This window comes from Paenibacillus validus NBRC 15382, from assembly GCF_004000985.1.
In the GTDB taxonomy this organism is placed as follows: Bacteria; Bacillota; Bacilli; order Paenibacillales; family NBRC-103111; genus Paenibacillus_G; species Paenibacillus_G validus.
In genome coordinates this window covers 1-15,621 of sequence record NZ_BIMH01000074.1, presented here as the reverse complement: position 1 = coordinate 15,621, position 15,621 = coordinate 1, and the positions used below count along the sequence as shown (strand labels likewise).

Below are 15,621 nucleotides of genomic sequence, written 5' to 3'. Positions count from 1 at the left end.
ATGGTACGCCCAGCATGGGCGTCATCTCTAGGGTGAGAGTCCCGAACGGGGGCTGGCGAACGCCTACCGTTAGCCAAGAGCAAGGGTGTCCACCGCGAGGCGGAATCTGAAGGAAGCTGGAGGCAAATGCACGAGCCAAGGTACACGAACTGGATTTGAGGCAGGGTTAGCTGGATGAGTCACCCATACATGACGAAATCCGAAGTCGCCAAGAGCTAACGTTGTAGACTCCAGTGGCTGCGGGCAGAAAGATGACGTTCTTATCTGGGGAGACCTGCGGAACACGCGAAGTCACTTCGTAACCGCGGCTGAGAAGCCGCGCTGAATCCGCAGGAGTCAGCAGAAGCCATAGTACGGGAGTACGGGACGCCGGAAACCGGAAGGGCTGAACCGAAAGGAGAGAGGAAACCGATGCGTTCGTATGAAGAGCAAAGACAGCAGAATATCTCGCAAGAGAGCTCGCGGCAAAGAGAAGCGGTGAAGCCGTCAGGGTATGCCGGAGCGCCGAGTTCTTCGTCGGCACAAGCCGCCCCTTCCTCTCGCGAAGCGAATAACGACTTGTTGGAGCAAATACTCAGAGGAGATAACCTCAGGCTCGCCTACAAACGAGTGGTGCAGAACGGGGGAGCCCCCGGTGTGGACAGTGTAACGGTAGCGCATCTACAAGCTTACCTGAAAACACACTGGGAAACGGCGAAAACTGAACTCCTTGCGGGAACGTACAGACCCATGCCCGTCAAACGGGTGGAAATCCCCAAACCCGGGGGCGGCGTGAGGCTGCTCGGCATCCCGACCGTAATGGACCGTTTCCTCCAACAAGCCCTTCTGCAAGTAATGAATCCGATCTTTGACGTGGACTTCTCGAGGCATAGCTACGGCTTTCGTCCCGGGAAGCGAGCGCACGATGCGGTAAAGCAAGCCCAGCACTACATCCAGGAAGGCTTTCGATGGGTCGTAGACATGGACTTGGCGAAGTTCTTTGACCGAGTGAACCACGACATGCTCATGGCAAGGGTAGCGCGGAAAGTGACGGACAAGCGTGTTCTGAAGCTGATCCGTGCCTATCTAAACGCAGGAGTCATGGCGAATGGAGTACTCGAGAAGACGGAAGAAGGTACGCCGCAGGGTGGACCGCTCAGTCCGCTTTTAGCCAACATCCTGCTGGATGACTTGGACAAAGAGCTAACCAAACGAGGATTGCGTTTCGTCCGCTACGCGGACGACTGTAATATCTTCGTAGCCAGTAAACGTGCGGGCGAACGCGTCATGGAGTCGGTAACACGCTTCGTAGAAGGAAAACTAAAACTAAAAGTGAATCGAGAGAAAAGCGCGGTAGACCGCCCTTGGAACCGTAAGTTCCTCGGCTTTAGCTTCCTGAGGGACAAGAAAGCGACGATTCGATTAGCTCCACAAACCATCTCACGATTCAAAGAGAAGGTGCGGGAGCTGACGAACCGAGCGCGATCGATGTCTATGGAAAACCGGATTTTGCAGTTGAACCGTTATCTCATCGGCTGGATCGGCTACTTCCGACTAGCCTCGGCGAAAGGTCACTGCGAGAAATTCGACCAATGGATTCGACGCAGATTGCGTATGTGCTTATGGAAGCAGTGGAAACGGGTGCGTACCCGAATCCGCGAGCTCCGAGCACTCGGCGTTCCAGAATGGGTTTGCTTTATGATGGCGAATTCCAGGCGCGGGTCGTGGGAAATGTCTCGAAACACAAACAACGCCCTTCCGGCTTCCTATTGGGAAGCGAAAGGGCTGAAAAGTTTGCTTTCTCGTTATTTAGAGCTTTGTCAACCTTTTGGAACCGCCGTATGCGGACCCGCATGTACGGTGGTGTGAGAGGACGGAGGCTAGGCGCCTCCTCCTACTCGATCTCAGAAGGCGAATAATCGGAAGTGTGTCTTACGGTTGAACGGCAACCGATTGTAACTTTTCGATGGCGCGGTTCAGCCGCTCGAACGCCGTTTTCATTTCTTCGTAGTCCGTATGCGTAAAGTTGAGTCGCATCGAATTCGTTTGCGGCTCGTCGGCATAGAAGCTGACGCCCGGTACGAAAGCGACGCCTTCCTCGACGGCGAACTTCATCAGTTCGGCGGTATCGATGTGCTGTGGCATCTCCACCCAGATGAACATGCCGCCTTTCGGCTCAACCCACTTTACACCTTCCCAATTTTGCGCTTTCAACAGATCGATCATTTGGTGCATCCGGATCTCGTACTGCGTACGAATCAGATCAATGTGACCGTAAATGTCGAAGCTTTCGAAAATTTGGTGGATCGCCTGCTGGTCCATGGTGCTCGAATGCAGGTCGGCCGCTTGTTTAGCGCGCGCCATATGGCGGATGACTTCTTTATCGCCGACGACCCAGCCGGTACGCAGCGCAGGGGCGACGATTTTGGAGAAGGTGCTCGTGTAAATGACCGGATTGCCGTCCGCCTCGCCGCCCAGCGAGAAGATGGAAGGCAAGGGCTCGCCTTTGCCGAAACGCAGCTCTCCGTATGGATCGTCCTCCAGAATGAGCACGTTGTTGCGCTTACAGATGTCCAGCGTATGCTGCCGGCGTTCGATGCTCCAGGCTTTTCCTGTCGGGTTGGCGAACGTCGGGATGACGTACACGAACTTCGGCTGATGCAGCTTGATTTTGCGTTCCAAATCTTCCGGGTTCATGCCGTCCGTGTCGCAGTCCACCGATACAAGCCGCGCTTTATGCGATTGAAACACTTGAATGGCGGCCAAATACGTCGGCTTCTCTACCAGAATGACGTCGCCCGGGTCGACATAAATTTTCGTCAGCAGGTCGATCGCTTGCTGAGAGCCGGTTGTAAGCAGCATGTTGTCGATGCCGGCATGAATGCCTTTGCGCGCCAAATGCTTGGAAATGCTTTCCCGTAAAGGGGTGAAGCCTTCCGTTAATCCGTATTGCAGTACGCTGTTGCCTTGCTCGAACACGCGCGCGAACGCGTCTCGTACGGCATCCAGCGGAAAGTATTGCTCATTCGGCAAACCGCCGGCGAGCGAAATGATCGAGCGTCCTTGCGTGAGCTTCAGAATCTCACGAACGGCGGACGATTTGAAGCTGTCGATCGTCTCCGAGAAGCGATAATTCATGGGAATGGACTCCTTTAACAGCGGGCAGTTATGTCGCGCTTTATAGTTGTATTGAATCTATTAAATTTATTTTAATCCTTTGCAACTAGGATGACAACCTTCAAATCGGTCCCGAGGATCAACCTATAGGTATATAGTCAATGCCTATGAAGATGATAGATTTTATATCTTTGTAAACAGCGGATAAATATGCTACAACTGAACTAATGAACCCCAATGAAATGAGGAGTGGAACGAATGGCAGATGTAAAGAAAATCGCCGTCATCGCAGGCGACGGGATCGGTCCCGAAGTTGTGGCGGAAGCGATTAAAGTGATGAAGAAGACAGAGGAGCTGTTCGGCTACCGTTTTGAATTCGAGCACGGTCTGTTCGGCGGAATCGCGATCGATGAGAAAGGCACTCCGCTGCCGCAAGAGACGCTGGACATCTGTAAAAATTCCGACGCTGTGCTGCTCGGCGCAGTCGGAGGTCCGAAATGGGACAATAACCCGAAAGAACTTCGCCCCGAAACGGGCTTGCTCGGCATTCGTAAAGCACTCGGTTTATTCTCGAACATTCGCCCGGCGAACGTGTTCGATTGCTTGAAAGACGCTTCGACCTTGAAACCGGAAGTACTCGAGGGCACCGACCTGATTGTGGTGCGCGAGCTGACCGGCGGCATCTACTTCGGAGAGAAGTTCCGCCGCGAAGGCGCGCAAGGCCAGGAAGCCGTCGATACGTGCGTGTATAACGTGACAGAAGTGGAGCGTATCGTGCGCCAAGCGTTCGAAATTGCCCAAACCCGCCGCAAGAAGCTTGCTTCGGTCGACAAAGCGAACGTGCTTGAGACTTCCCGCCTGTGGCGTGAAGTGGTTAACCGGATTGCGCCGGAATATCCGGATGTCGAGCTTGAGCATGTGCTCGTGGACAACTGCGCGATGCAGCTGCTGCGCCGTCCGTCCAGCTTCGACGTCATCGTGACGGAGAACATGTTCGGAGATATTCTTAGTGACGAAGCGGCTATGCTGACCGGTTCGATCGGGATGTTGTCTTCCGCTTCCCTTGGCGAAGGCGCCTTCGGCTTGTACGAGCCGGTACACGGCTCTGCGCCGGATATTGCGGGACAAGGCATCTCGAACCCGATCGCGACCATCTTGTCCGTCGCCTTGATGTACCGCCTCACGTTCGGATACCATGACGCGGCGGAAGCGATCGAGCGCGCCGTGAAAGAAGTGCTTGATGCAGGTCACCGTACAGGCGACATCGCTGTCGATAAGAGCAAAGCCATCGGTACCGTAGCGATGGGCGATTTGATCGTGAACGCAATCCGTAAATAAGCTTGCTAGTTAATAAACTATAACCGGGTATACAGTTAAACTCTTGGGAAATACTCTTTCTTAAGAGTTTTTTTGTCAGTCCAGTCCAAAAGGGATAAGAGACCGACAATTTTGTACAAAATGTGACAGTTTATAATGATTATCATGAAGTAATTGCTTTAATCTTGACTTTGCTATTGTCGAATGATAGGATTTAAAGTGTGATAATCATTATCAATAAATTACAACAAGGAGGATATTATACACATGTCTGAACGTTTAGTAGGTAAACCGGCTCCTGATTTCACAATGGAAACAGTTCTGGGCGATGGCTCCGATTTCGGTAAAGTCTCTCTTTCCGATTACAAGGGCAAATGGCTCGTCTTGTTCTTCTATCCGCTCGACTTCACTTTCGTTTGCCCGACAGAAATTACGGCGATCAGCGATGCGGCGCCTCAGTTCAAAGCTGTGAACGCTGAAATCCTTGGCGTATCGGTTGACAGCAAACATTCCCATCGCGCATGGATCAACACACCAGTGGACCAAAACGGTCTTGGTAAGCTGAACTTCCCGCTTGCATCCGATCTGACGAAATCCGTAGCCCGTGACTACGGTGTATTGATCGAAGAAGAAGGTATCGCGCTTCGCGGCTTGTTCATCATCAATCCGGAAGGCGAATTGCAATACCAAGTCGTTCACCATAACAATGTAGGCCGCAGCGTTGAAGAAACGCTCCGCGTACTCGAAGCTTTGCAATCCGGCGGTTTGTGCCCTGTTGGTTGGAAAAAAGGGGACAAGCACTTGGTGGCGAAATAATCGGATTTTTCCGACCCTTATACCCCTCAGTCTGCCTACCCGGGCAGGCTCTGGGGTTTTTCCACGCTATATGAGCTTAAGAAGGTTACGAAGGAGAGCGATCGATGGAAATCATCCAAGGACTGAAATACAGCGAAAATCACGAATGGGTACGCCTTGAAGGAAACCGCGCGGTTGTCGGGTTAACCGATTTTGCGCAGGAGGAGTTCGGCGTCATCGTGTTTATTGAGCTCCCGGAAGTGGGGGAGACGCTGCGCGCGGGAGAACCGTTCGGCAGTATGGAATCGGTGAAAACGGTTACTGAACTGTACGCGCCGGTATCCGGTAAGGTGATCGACATCAACCGGAAGTTGAACGAGAACCCGGGCCTTATCAACATGTCACCCTACGGGCAGGGTTGGGTGTTAGTCGTCGAGATGAGCGATCCGGCCGAATTGGACAAGCTCTGGGACGCAGCGAAGTACGAACAAACTTATGCCCACGAATAAACGGACAACCTTGCTTCGTCGGGGTTGTTTTTCTCTTGATATATAGCGATTTTCCTCGAAAGGGCTCCGATCAGGAGCTTTTCTTATGAGAATGGCCGCAAGTCTGCCGAATCAATCCCCCATCCACGTGCCTGAAGGAGCGGCGTCGGCGCCCCGACAGAGCGCCGACGCCTGTGTATCCCCGGCTGTTTCGCTAGCGGCTGATTGCGGTTCGTTTCAACAGACGCTGGATCGAACGATTCGCTTCGTGCAAGATGACGTCTTTGTTGATCGTTCGCATCTTTCCGTTCTCCATGATGATCTTGCCGTTAATAATGGTCGTTTCGACGTCGGCTCTGGTGGCGGAGTAGACGATCCGGGAGATCGGATCGACATCGAAGGACGGGTACATGTGGAAGTTGTTCAGGTTCAAGATCGCCATGTCGGCTTTCTTGCCGAGTTCCAAGCTTCCGATCTGCTTCTCCAAGCCGACGGCCCGGGCTCCGCCAATGGTAGCCATACGAAAGACGCTACGGGCGTTCATGGCCGTCGGGCCGTGAACGGGCTTCTGAATAAGCGCGGCCAGCCGCATCTCGTTAAACATATCCAGATTGTTGTTGCACGGAGCCCCATCGGCGCCCAGGCTTAAGGAAATATCAAGTTCCAGCATCCCCGGCGTATCGGCAATACCGGACGCCAACTTCAGATTGGAGCCGGGACAATGGCTGACGTGCACGCCTCTCTCACGGATAATCCGCTTCTCTTCCGCATCCAGCCAGATGCAGTGCGCCAGTATCAACCGTTCGTTCGCCAGACCTAAGTGATCGAGGTAGACGACATTACGCATGCCGGTTTCTGCTTGTACGATTTGAATCTCATGCTGATTCTCCGAAGCATGGGTGTGCACCTTCGCCTCATACTGCGCCGAGAGCTTCTGAACCTCCCGTAACAAGGCTTCGGTGCATGAGATGACGAATCTCGGGGAGAACGCGTACTGGATGCGGCCGTTATCGAAGCCGTTCCACTTCTCCAGCAAATCGACGCTTTGTTGGAGGGAGTTCCAGGTATTCTCTTGCAAAGGTAAAGGGACCTCATCTCCCTTATCCATCATGACCTTCCCGGATAAGGCGCGAATTCCGCTTTCGGCAATCGCTTGAAACGCATAGTCCGTATGATGGACCGTCTCCATATCGACAATGGTTGTCGTGCCGCTTTGGATCAACTCGCCAATGCCGAGCATGGCCGAATAATAGATGGATTCCTGATCGTGAGCGGCTTCCAGCGGCCAAATCCGCTTTTTTAACCAATCGAGCAGCTCCAGATCGTCGGCTTTGCCTCGGAAGAGCGTTTGGCACAGGTGGATATGCGTTTGGACGAAGCCGGGAATGACGGTTCTACCTGTTGCGTCAATGATCGTCTCATCCGGTATCGGTTGTAAGTCGGGCCCGATGGCGTGAATGAGGTCGTCCTGAATCCGGACGTCTCCGGTTACAATGTCCTCGCGTGCATTCATCGTCACGATTTGCGCATTCTTGATCAGCAAGCTTCCCATGACTGACTCCTCCGTTTGATATGAAAATGAAGAGCTCAACTTCCTTTGAATGCAAAAAAGCTACGAAAAAAATACGCACAACGTGCCTATTTATTTCGCAGCTAGAAATGTACGGTTTCTAGTAAACGAAAAGGGGATACTTATTCGCTTACCTCGAATTGTAATTCATAGGTATATACATGTCAATATGTGTTATGTAAAATAACATTTATAATATTCCACTGAAGAACTAACATGCTTATTAAACAATTAAGAGATAGAAACATCGGAAATGATGAAAAAAAGAGATGTTCATGTTATTTTAAATGACATTTAAATTGCAAGCGGCTAAGGGGCTAGAGCTGGCTCGAATTGAGGAATAGCGGAACAGCGTTGCTTTATTCCATGAAGTTCAAGGCTGCGATCGTCTCACATGCAAGCGAACTGTTGTTCCGTTATGTGTGGTTTGAGCAGCTCCGGAGCAGGAGACCCGAGCTCTGCCTGCCCGGAACTGCCCGTTATTCTGTACTTATTTCGAAGCTGCGAGCAGCTTCTTGTACTTCTCGGTATACTTCACGACGGCGAGCACGTAGGTCGCATGCGACCAAGTGAGCGGGGCGACCGAGACCGGATCGCCATTGAACGGATCGAGCTGTTCCGGCAAAATACCGCTTTCCATCGCGTGCTGGACGACCCATTCGAGTGTCTTGCGCGGCGATTCGAGATCGGCGAGCGTCTTGGCGTATTCGATTTCCCACTCTGCGATCCACAGCGTACAAATGATCCACGGGTTGCCCGGGATATTCTCGATATCGGAAGAACGCTGGAAGTAATAGTCGTGGTAGTAGCGGGCGACGCCGCCGACATCGGTTTTGATGGTTAAGCGATCGCGGTTCGCCCGCATCGTGCTGACGACGCGGGGGTCGTCGGCCGGCAGGACGCCAAACTCGAAGATGCCGTAAACGCTGCTCTCGTAAGTACGATCCTTGACCCATTGTCCGTTCTCGAGGTACAAGCCGCGGACGAACCGGCCTTCCTCTTCGTCCCATAGATGCTTCAGGATGCCGTTCTTGATCTTCTCGGCGGTATGGCGGTACCGGTTGGAGCGTTCTTCGTCGCCGAACAGGCTGCAGAAGTTGGCCGCGGCGATCAACCCGCCGTACACCGCCGACGCGGTGAACGTATAAATGCCGTACCGTTCCTCCCACAGGTCGTAGCTCGGCTTGGGCAGGGACAAGTCATGCTCCAGATAGCTGGACATGAACCGCGCCGCGCGCCGGATAAGCGTCCGATACAGGGACTGCGGCAGCTCGATCACCTCGTGGCGGACGTAATCCTGCCACAGTGCGAACAAGACGAGCGCGGTTTCGTCCTCCTGGATCGGCAGCTGCATTTTGCCTCCGTTCAGATAAGGGTGCCAGCTGGACCCCACAGTACCGTCCGGGTTATATTTATGATGCAGGTAGCCTTCCGGAGACAGCGCATTCGCGCAGAAATGGAAGAACGGCGTAATCATCCCCTGGTACCCGGCCATCGTCATGGCGTACGCGATCAGCGCGCCGTCCCGCGGCCACATGTAGCTGTAATGATCGCGGTTCGATTGCATGATTTCCGAGTCGTTAGCCGCGATAATCGCGCCATTGACGTCGGTTTGGGTCCGGACGATCAGCAGGCTTTGTTTGTACATGCGGATACAAGCTTCGGTCAGGTTGCCGTAATCGCGTTCCGACTTGTTGACCCAGCGCTGCCAGTAGATGATGGCCCGCTCCAGCAGTTTGTCGGGGTGGCTCTCTTTCACATAAGCGTCGAGCTTCTTCACTTCTTCAAGGTCTTTCCCTGCGCTCATCCAATAGTAGAGCGATTCGTCCGCGTTCGGCGCCACGTGCGCACGCAGGGAGATCGTGCTGTCGACGGAGCCTTGCGCGATAGCGTTCCCGGACAAGTGGCCGTCCTCGGCGTCGCGCCATGTGCCTTCGGCGTTATAAAATCGTTTGACGCCGGTCGTATATTGATACAATCCTTCGCTGCCGGTCAGGCCGTTGAACATGAAGTAGCGGTCTTTTTTATAATGAAACACGGTGTTGTTCAGAGGATAGTATGCGGCGGTATCGCCGACTTCGGTTTCGTTAATGACCAAGTCTTGATTGAAGAACAGCCGGATTTCGCGGACCTTATCCCAGTGGTTATGGACTCGGATGCGTTTCAAGTAAACGTCTTCGCGTTGGTGTACCCCGTCGTTGATCAGCAGCGTGACACCCAGATGATAATGCGATGCCCGGACTTCCGTGACAAGCGAGTCCTCGACATAGGAAAGCTCGATATTCCATTCAGGATCGGAAAGCCAGGTGAAACTGCCGTCCACCCATAAGCCGACGCGGCACTGATAACCGCCGATGTGGTTCAATTGCCCTACATAAGGGTAGTACAGATCGCGCATGAAGGTGTTGCGATCCAAGTTGATTAAAAACTTGCCGTTCCCGATGACAAGATGTCTGGGCAATGCATCCACATCCTTCTCTATCCAGAATGCTATCTTCATACTTTAGAGTACCGTTTTCTGGCAAGTGGGTCAATCCATGAAAATGAATGAAAACGGATACTGGCGCACTTTTTTTGCGATAATAAAAGATGATCTTACTAGAATCACATCCTATTATTACCAAAATTAAATAGTGATAGTCTAAAAAAAATAATCTCCCGCTGGGCAAGGGAGATTATGTACTTGATCCGCGGTCTACGCTTGAGGGGGAAATACCGTCTTCGTGGCCGCCATTCGCATGATCATGTCATACCGGTTGGGAGATTGCAGCAGCATCTGATACTGGTCGGGGGCGACGTCAAGGCAGGTGTACGTCTGACCCGTGTAATACTGAATATGCATTTGCGAGGCTTGGTCATCATACTGCACGAACGGAATTTGCTTGGAGCCGATCGAAATTAATTGCACAAGCGATTCTCTCCTTTCGGGGACGCGGGGGTTAAGTGGGAAAAATCCGACTGCGCCAGTAGGAACGGCAGCGGATTTTCCGAAGACGAAGCCTTTATTTAGATATGTATGCCGCTTGCATGAAGTTTAGAATACGTTTGCGGCACCGCTCTACAAGTGCGAATACAGCGGCGTCCTAATCGCCGAGCACCTAGCAGGATAGAGGCGGCTAAGCGGTGCATAACGAGTGCCGGGGTACCGATGATCCGGAGTTTTCCTTTACGCGATTGATCATAAACCCGAAACCTCACTTCATACAGTTGGAATAAGCGTTAATTTTCCCAAAATCGTGCGGTATGATACGCAACCAATATTTAGCATATGGCGTTTTTCGGGGAAAAGAGGATTTTTGACACATTTGGTCGAATAACTTTAAGGATGGTCGGACTCCCGAAGGGGAACACGGCCTGTGTTACAGCTGCTGCATCGCAGCGGATGCCCGGTTGTCAACACCGTACAACGCAGTATCGCAATTTACGATGTCGGTTGTCACTTAGATGCAAAACTGGAGGCGAATGTGAATGAGCTTTTGCTGCGGCGCCAGCATGTTGGGGACTAAGGGGACGTTAAAACATATAAGAACGCAGATTCACAATGTGCCTCTGTTGTTTTGTCCGGTTTGCCACCGGGTAGAAGTGCATCATCTGGTGGAGAACGAATACGAAATATTGGCCGAATATGCGCATGGGGACGGAGCTCCGGAAGTTGATTTCGGCGAGTATGTGGAGAACCGCGATCAAGCCGAATTGTTCGAGAACTGCGTGAACCACGAGGATGAAGAACCGCTCGATGTGGTGCGCAGCCAAATCGACATGGCGCTCGACCTGCTCACGGTCGCCAAGGAAATCGGCGATGACGAATGGGAGCGGCAACTGAAGAAGCGGTTGAACGTCTTGAGCCAGCGTCGAAACAAGCTGAAAAGTAAAAAAACGATGCGCGGCATGTCCTGATCTTTACGACCCGACGAAACGTCCCTCCACCACGCGCTTTCTCCTCTTCATCCCAACCGGTTCTCGGGGAGAAGCAGCGTGATCGGCAACATGACGATGTGCCCGGAATCCGTTCCGGTCCAGCGTTCGTCACGCTGCCGGGAGGGACGTTTTTTTTCATAAATATTCCTGTAAGAATCTAGGGGGAGCTCGTCTGCTGTACCCCCGTAATCGTATAGAGGGTAGCGAAAAATTTAGTGTGAGGTGGAACGGTTGCTGCTTGTTTTATTTAAAAGATTTTTAGGAAAACGTCAATCACACCACACGGAGCCGGAGAAACTGCAAACTCCGGAAGAGATTGTCATTCGAATTCAAGAAGGTGATCTGCGCCTACGCAACCAATTTATAACCGATTATCAGCCATATGTTGCGAAGGTCACAAGCCGATTTTGCAAACGTTACGTCGATCCTGCGAGGGACGACGAATTCAGCATCGCGCTAGGTGCTTTCAACGAGGCAATCAATCAGTTTTCGCCGCAGGCGGGCCGTTCGTTTCTAGGGTTCTCGGAGCAAGTCATCCGCCGGAGGCTGATCGATTATGTGCGTAAAGAGCAGCGTTTTGCCGGGCAAATTCCTTATAGCACGTTCGAGGTGGAGGACGAGGAGGAACATACGGTCAACCCGGTCGAAATTCACCAAGCGATCGAGCAGTATGAGAAACAGAAAGGCATGGAAGAACGGCGAAGCGAGATCGTCGATCTGAGCCGCTCCTTGTCGGACTTTGGTATCAAATTTGACGAGCTGGTGGAGGCTTCACCCAAGCATGACGATTCGCGGCAAGCTTTATTCGGGATCGCCAAGAAACTGTCCGACGACGCAGACTTGATGCGGCTCATGCTGCAAAAGCGCATGCTGCCGATTAAAGAACTGTTGGATCAGGTAAACGTCTCCCGCAAAACATTGGAACGTAATCGGAAATTCATTATCGCCGTCGCTCTGATATTTAACGGACCGTACCCGTATTTGAAAGACTATTTACATATCAGAGATGAGGCTTAAAGGAAGGGGGGGACGTATATGCATAAAGGAATCGTCATGGAAATGACGGACAGGCACATTGTGGTGATGCGGTCCGACGGCAAGTTCGACCGTATTTCCCGTAAAACGAGAGCCTGTGAAATCGGGGAAGAGATCGTCTATGCGAGTTCCGGCATCAACTGGCGAAGTCCCTCGGTAGCGGGAAGATCCGCCATTGCGGCGGCCGTCATTTTTTGCCTGGTGCTGTTCGCAAGCTTTAACGGCAAGCTCGGCAGTCCTGAGGTTGTCGCCTACATATCGATGGACATCAATCCGAGCGTCGAGATGGGCATCGACATCGACGAGAACGTGCTGGAGCTTCGGGGCTTGAATGAAGATGGGATAGCCTTGGTCGAATCGCTCGAGTATAAGGGGAAAAAGCTTGAGCAAGTGACCGAAGGCTTGCTGGATAAGGCCGAGCAGAAGGCGCTCGCCGGGGGCGAGGCGGAAATCGTCATTACCAGCACCGTCGTGCAGGAGGGCAGCAAGGTGAACGACGAATCGCTCGCGGCCAAGCTGAAGCAGCAGGTGGCCAAGCACATTGAAACGACACACCCGCAGCAGGCGAAGTCTTATCAAATAGCCGCTTTTGCGGCACCGGCGGAAGTTCGCGAGGCGGCCAATCAGAACGGTGTCTCGACGGGGAAATATTCCGTTTATTTGAATGCAAAGAACAGCGGGGCGGATGTGACGCTGGAGGAGCTGAAGAAGGAATCGGTGCTGAAAATTTCCAAATCGAAGCCGGATATAGCCCAATCGATTCGACTGAATCAACTGCCGACGAAGGCCGATTTGAAGCAGCTCGTGAAGCAGGAAAAAGCGGGCGAGCTGGATAAAAAGGTGGCGGAGAAGAAAACGGAAACCGGCTCCGGCAAAGGAACTACGTCGAACGGCAGGAACGGTTGGACGACGAACGGCTCTTCCGATAAATCGGGACCGGTGATGTCCGGCGGCAAAAACGGTTCTTCCGGCAGCGGCAATAAAGACGATGCCAAGAGAAACGGTACGACCGGCAAATCGTCCAACGATCGCGACGACGACCGTGACGACGATCGCGACGATGATCGCAAGGGCACGAACGTGAAGCCGTCGACCGGTGTAACGAAGCCGGTATCGTCCGGGTCGGGCTCAAATAAGGGCGACGACAGGAAAGACAACAACCCAAACAATAAAGAGCAAGCAAAGAAGGATGATGAGCGTCGGCGCGAAGAAGCCCGGCGCCTCGAAGATTTAAAGAAGCAGACGGAAGAGAGGAAGAAGAAGCAGGAAGAAGAACGGAATCAGCAGGAAGAAGCGCGGAAGAAGCAAGAGGAAGAACGCAAGAAACAGCAAGAGGAAGCGCGCGAGAAGCAGGAAGAAGCCCGGAAAAAGTTGGAGGATGAACGCAAGAAGCTGGAAGAGGAAGCACGCAGGAAGCAGGAAGATGCCAGGAAGAGGCAAGAAGAAGTGAAGAAGAATCAGGAGCAGAATAGCAATTCCTCCACGTCGGACGATTCCAGGAACAGGGACCGTGATAACAATGACGATTAAACGTCATCTCCTTGCGCTGCCGATGGGTGCCTATCAGCCATCCTTGCCGTGACACGGCTGGGAGCGATGCGTGTACGGCAGGGGGGCGCTTGAAGAAAGAGAACCGTATTCGGCTGTTGATTCAGGCCGGGTGCGGTTTTTTTGAAGCTATCGGCAAAGCCGCCTTGGCAAGAGGCAAGTTGGATGATACGGACACCCGGGGACGGGTGTTTTTTCGCGTAGGTTTGAACTATAATGATCAAAGAGCTTATGGACCAAGGGACCAGGGGAGGGAAACGGACGTCATGCGTTATTCCATATTCGGCAAGACGGGCTATCGGGTATCTTCGCTCGGTTTTGGAGCGATGAATTTGCCGGGAGTTCCGCTGGAGCAAGCGCGGGAAGCGTTAAACTATGCGCTCGATCAAGGGATTAATTATATCGATACAGCGGCGGGCTACCGCAACAGCGAGGAAATTATCGGGGAATGCATTTCACACCGACGGTCGGAGTACTTTTTGGCTACCAAGACATCGAAGCGGGATTACAAGACGGCGAAGGAAGAGATCGAGCGAAGCCTGGTGCGAATGAAGACCGATTGTATCGATCTTTTGCAAATCCATTATGTGAATAAGGTGGAGGAATATCAGGCGGCCATGGCCGAAGAAGGCGCTTACCGGGCGGCGCTGGAGATGAAAGAGAAGGGGTACATCCGGTATATCGGCATTACCGGGCACCGGCCCGATTTGTTGGCCAGGTGGATTAAGAAGGAGCAGTTCGATCAAGTGTTGTTCCATCTGAATTTGGCGCAGCCGTTCGCGTTGGATGAGCTGATTCCGGAGTTAACCCGTCTGAATATGGGGAAAACGGCCATGAAGCCGCTGTCGGGCGGTTTTATTCAACCCGTGGCGAAGGCGATACGCTACCCGTTCAGCCAAGATGTTCACGTGATCCTGTCCGGGATGGTCAGCAAGGCCGAGGTCGAAGAGAATATCGCGGCGATGCGCGAAGAAGTGGGGCACGCGGAGCGTGCCGAGCTGGAGCGGCTGGCGGCTGACCTGGGCGGGCATAACTGCCGGCGCTGCAATTATTGCTCTTGTCCGGTGGAGATCGCGATTCCGGACATTATGATTTCCAGTCAAATCCGCAAGACGTTCGGCCTGCTGCCGAAGGGCGACGGATTTTATCAGAACAATAAGGAAAAGATTTTATCGTGCGCCGACCATGAGCCCTGTAAGGAGAAGCCCTTGTGCGAGCCGATGTGTCCTTACCATCTGCCGATGCGCGAGGTCGTCATGGGGGCTGCCGATTATTACAAGGTGAGCGGAATGGCTTAAGTATGGGCGTAACGATTAGTAGATGCAAGCGCACGAGCTGCGGCAGGAAAAGAAACCGGGAAGTCGTGCGACCTACATAACGGTCGGAGGAAGGTGTGAGCGGATATGGATGCGTTCGAGCGCTATGTGACGCAGGAGTTACGACTGCGTATCGTATTAGCCGATGCAGGTGTAGAAGCAAGTGCGGGAGCGGATGGAAGTGTGGAGGCAGAAGGGACAAGCGAAAGCGAGGGAATCCCGGCAGGAGCAGCGGCAAGCGCCGGCACGGATGCGCTCGTGCTGTTCGTCACCCGCGAGGCTTTGGCCGCGGGGACGTGGGCGGCGGAGGCCGGCATGGCCGTGCCGGCCGCGCTGGTGCAAGCGGTCCGCGCCTCGCAGGAGCGCGGACGATTCTCGGCCGGCCTCGGGGAGACCGAGGCCTTGCCGACGCTAGGCCTGATGCGCGGCTATCAGGCCCTGCTGCTCTGCGGGCTTGGCGAAGCCGCCCGCGTGAGCACCGACGCCTGGCGCGACGCTGGCGTCTATGCGGCCCGCGCCGCGCTCGGCCAAAGGCTCG

At 53.3% G+C, this 15,621-nt stretch carries 13 protein-coding genes; 9 read left to right on the top strand and 4 right to left on the bottom strand.

Annotated features, from left to right (window positions below; genetic code table 11):
• Window positions 1-411: 411 nt before the first annotated feature.
• On the top strand, window positions 412-1,848 hold the full coding sequence (ltrA, locus tag PVA01S_RS25085) for a group II intron reverse transcriptase/maturase (RefSeq protein ID WP_127610490.1): 1,437 nt from the start codon (window positions 412-414) through the stop codon (window positions 1,846-1,848).
• Between the two features lie 63 nt (window positions 1,849-1,911).
• Here the strand turns inward: ltrA and PVA01S_RS25080 are convergent, their stop codons facing one another.
• Window positions 1,912-3,117: an aminotransferase-like domain-containing protein gene (locus tag PVA01S_RS25080; protein WP_127610488.1), complete on the bottom strand. Its 1,206-nt coding sequence runs from the start codon at window positions 3,115-3,117 to the stop codon at window positions 1,912-1,914.
• A 237-nt stretch (window positions 3,118-3,354) separates the two neighbouring features.
• On the opposite strand from PVA01S_RS25080, the gene leuB reads away from it, so the two are divergent.
• The 3 genes from leuB to gcvH all read left to right on the top strand — a co-directional run bounded on the left by leuB (window position 3,355) and on the right by gcvH (window position 5,717).
• On the top strand, window positions 3,355-4,434 hold the full coding sequence (gene leuB / locus PVA01S_RS25075; RefSeq protein WP_127610486.1) for a 3-isopropylmalate dehydrogenase: 1,080 nt from the start codon (window positions 3,355-3,357) through the stop codon (window positions 4,432-4,434).
• Between the two features lie 246 nt (window positions 4,435-4,680).
• The gene (locus PVA01S_RS25070) at window positions 4,681-5,229 is read left to right on the top strand and encodes a peroxiredoxin (RefSeq protein ID WP_054800195.1); all 549 of its coding nucleotides are present in this window, start codon (window positions 4,681-4,683) and stop codon (window positions 5,227-5,229) included.
• 104 nt (window positions 5,230-5,333) lie between these two features.
• Window positions 5,334-5,717: a glycine cleavage system protein GcvH gene (gcvH, locus tag PVA01S_RS25065; RefSeq protein WP_127610484.1), complete on the top strand. Its 384-nt coding sequence runs from the start codon at window positions 5,334-5,336 to the stop codon at window positions 5,715-5,717.
• Window positions 5,718-5,910: 193 nt separating this feature from the next.
• Here gcvH and PVA01S_RS25060 read toward each other — a convergent pair whose 3' ends face one another.
• From PVA01S_RS25060 to PVA01S_RS25050, 3 genes are all read right to left on the bottom strand, one after another.
• Complete coding sequence (locus PVA01S_RS25060) at window positions 5,911-7,248, bottom strand: 5'-deoxyadenosine deaminase (RefSeq protein WP_127610482.1); 1,338 nt, start codon at window positions 7,246-7,248, stop codon at window positions 5,911-5,913.
• Between the two features lie 508 nt (window positions 7,249-7,756).
• A complete protein-coding gene (locus PVA01S_RS25055; protein ID WP_164751970.1) occupies window positions 7,757-9,727 on the bottom strand; it encodes a glycoside hydrolase family 15 protein in 1,971 nt (656 codons plus the stop codon).
• A gap of 234 nt (window positions 9,728-9,961) precedes the next feature.
• Window positions 9,962-10,174, bottom strand: a complete 213-nt coding sequence (locus PVA01S_RS25050) for a KTSC domain-containing protein (protein WP_054797932.1) — start codon at window positions 10,172-10,174, stop codon at window positions 9,962-9,964.
• Between the two features lie 560 nt (window positions 10,175-10,734).
• Here PVA01S_RS25050 and PVA01S_RS25045 point away from each other — a divergent pair.
• The 5 genes from PVA01S_RS25045 to PVA01S_RS27420 all read left to right on the top strand — a co-directional run.
• Window positions 10,735-11,163, top strand: a complete 429-nt coding sequence (locus tag PVA01S_RS25045; protein WP_127610478.1) for a hypothetical protein — start codon at window positions 10,735-10,737, stop codon at window positions 11,161-11,163.
• A 252-nt stretch (window positions 11,164-11,415) separates the two neighbouring features.
• Window positions 11,416-12,201, top strand: coding sequence for an RNA polymerase sigma factor SigI (gene sigI / locus PVA01S_RS25040; RefSeq protein WP_127610476.1), 786 nt, complete (start codon window positions 11,416-11,418; stop codon window positions 12,199-12,201).
• Window positions 12,202-12,219: 18 nt separating this feature from the next.
• On the top strand, window positions 12,220-13,749 hold the full coding sequence (locus PVA01S_RS25035) for an anti-sigma-I factor RsgI family protein (protein ID WP_127610474.1): 1,530 nt from the start codon (window positions 12,220-12,222) through the stop codon (window positions 13,747-13,749).
• Between the two features lie 89 nt (window positions 13,750-13,838).
• The gene (locus PVA01S_RS25030) at window positions 13,839-15,065 is read left to right on the top strand and encodes an aldo/keto reductase (RefSeq protein ID WP_244933045.1); all 1,227 of its coding nucleotides are present in this window, start codon (window positions 13,839-13,841) and stop codon (window positions 15,063-15,065) included.
• A 105-nt stretch (window positions 15,066-15,170) separates the two neighbouring features.
• A partial coding sequence (locus tag PVA01S_RS27420; protein WP_280531833.1) for a M17 family peptidase N-terminal domain-containing protein occupies window positions 15,171-15,621 on the top strand: 451 nt, incomplete at its 3' end.

Excerpts from the sequence above, each read along its gene's own strand:
- ltrA (WP_127610490.1), top strand. The coding sequence starts at position 412 with ATGCGTTCGTATGAAGAGCAAAGACAGCAGAATATCTCGCAAGAGAGC.
- PVA01S_RS25080 (WP_127610488.1), bottom strand. The coding sequence starts at position 3,117 with ATGAATTATCGCTTCTCGGAGACGATCGACAGCTTCAAATCGTCCGCC.
- leuB (WP_127610486.1), top strand. The coding sequence starts at position 3,355 with ATGGCAGATGTAAAGAAAATCGCCGTCATCGCAGGCGACGGGATCGGT.
- PVA01S_RS25070 (WP_054800195.1), top strand. The coding sequence starts at position 4,681 with ATGTCTGAACGTTTAGTAGGTAAACCGGCTCCTGATTTCACAATGGAA.
- gcvH (WP_127610484.1), top strand. The coding sequence starts at position 5,334 with ATGGAAATCATCCAAGGACTGAAATACAGCGAAAATCACGAATGGGTA.
- PVA01S_RS25060 (WP_127610482.1), bottom strand. The coding sequence starts at position 7,248 with ATGGGAAGCTTGCTGATCAAGAATGCGCAAATCGTGACGATGAATGCA.
- PVA01S_RS25045 (WP_127610478.1), top strand. The coding sequence starts at position 10,735 with ATGAGCTTTTGCTGCGGCGCCAGCATGTTGGGGACTAAGGGGACGTTA.
- PVA01S_RS25035 (WP_127610474.1), top strand. The coding sequence starts at position 12,220 with ATGCATAAAGGAATCGTCATGGAAATGACGGACAGGCACATTGTGGTG.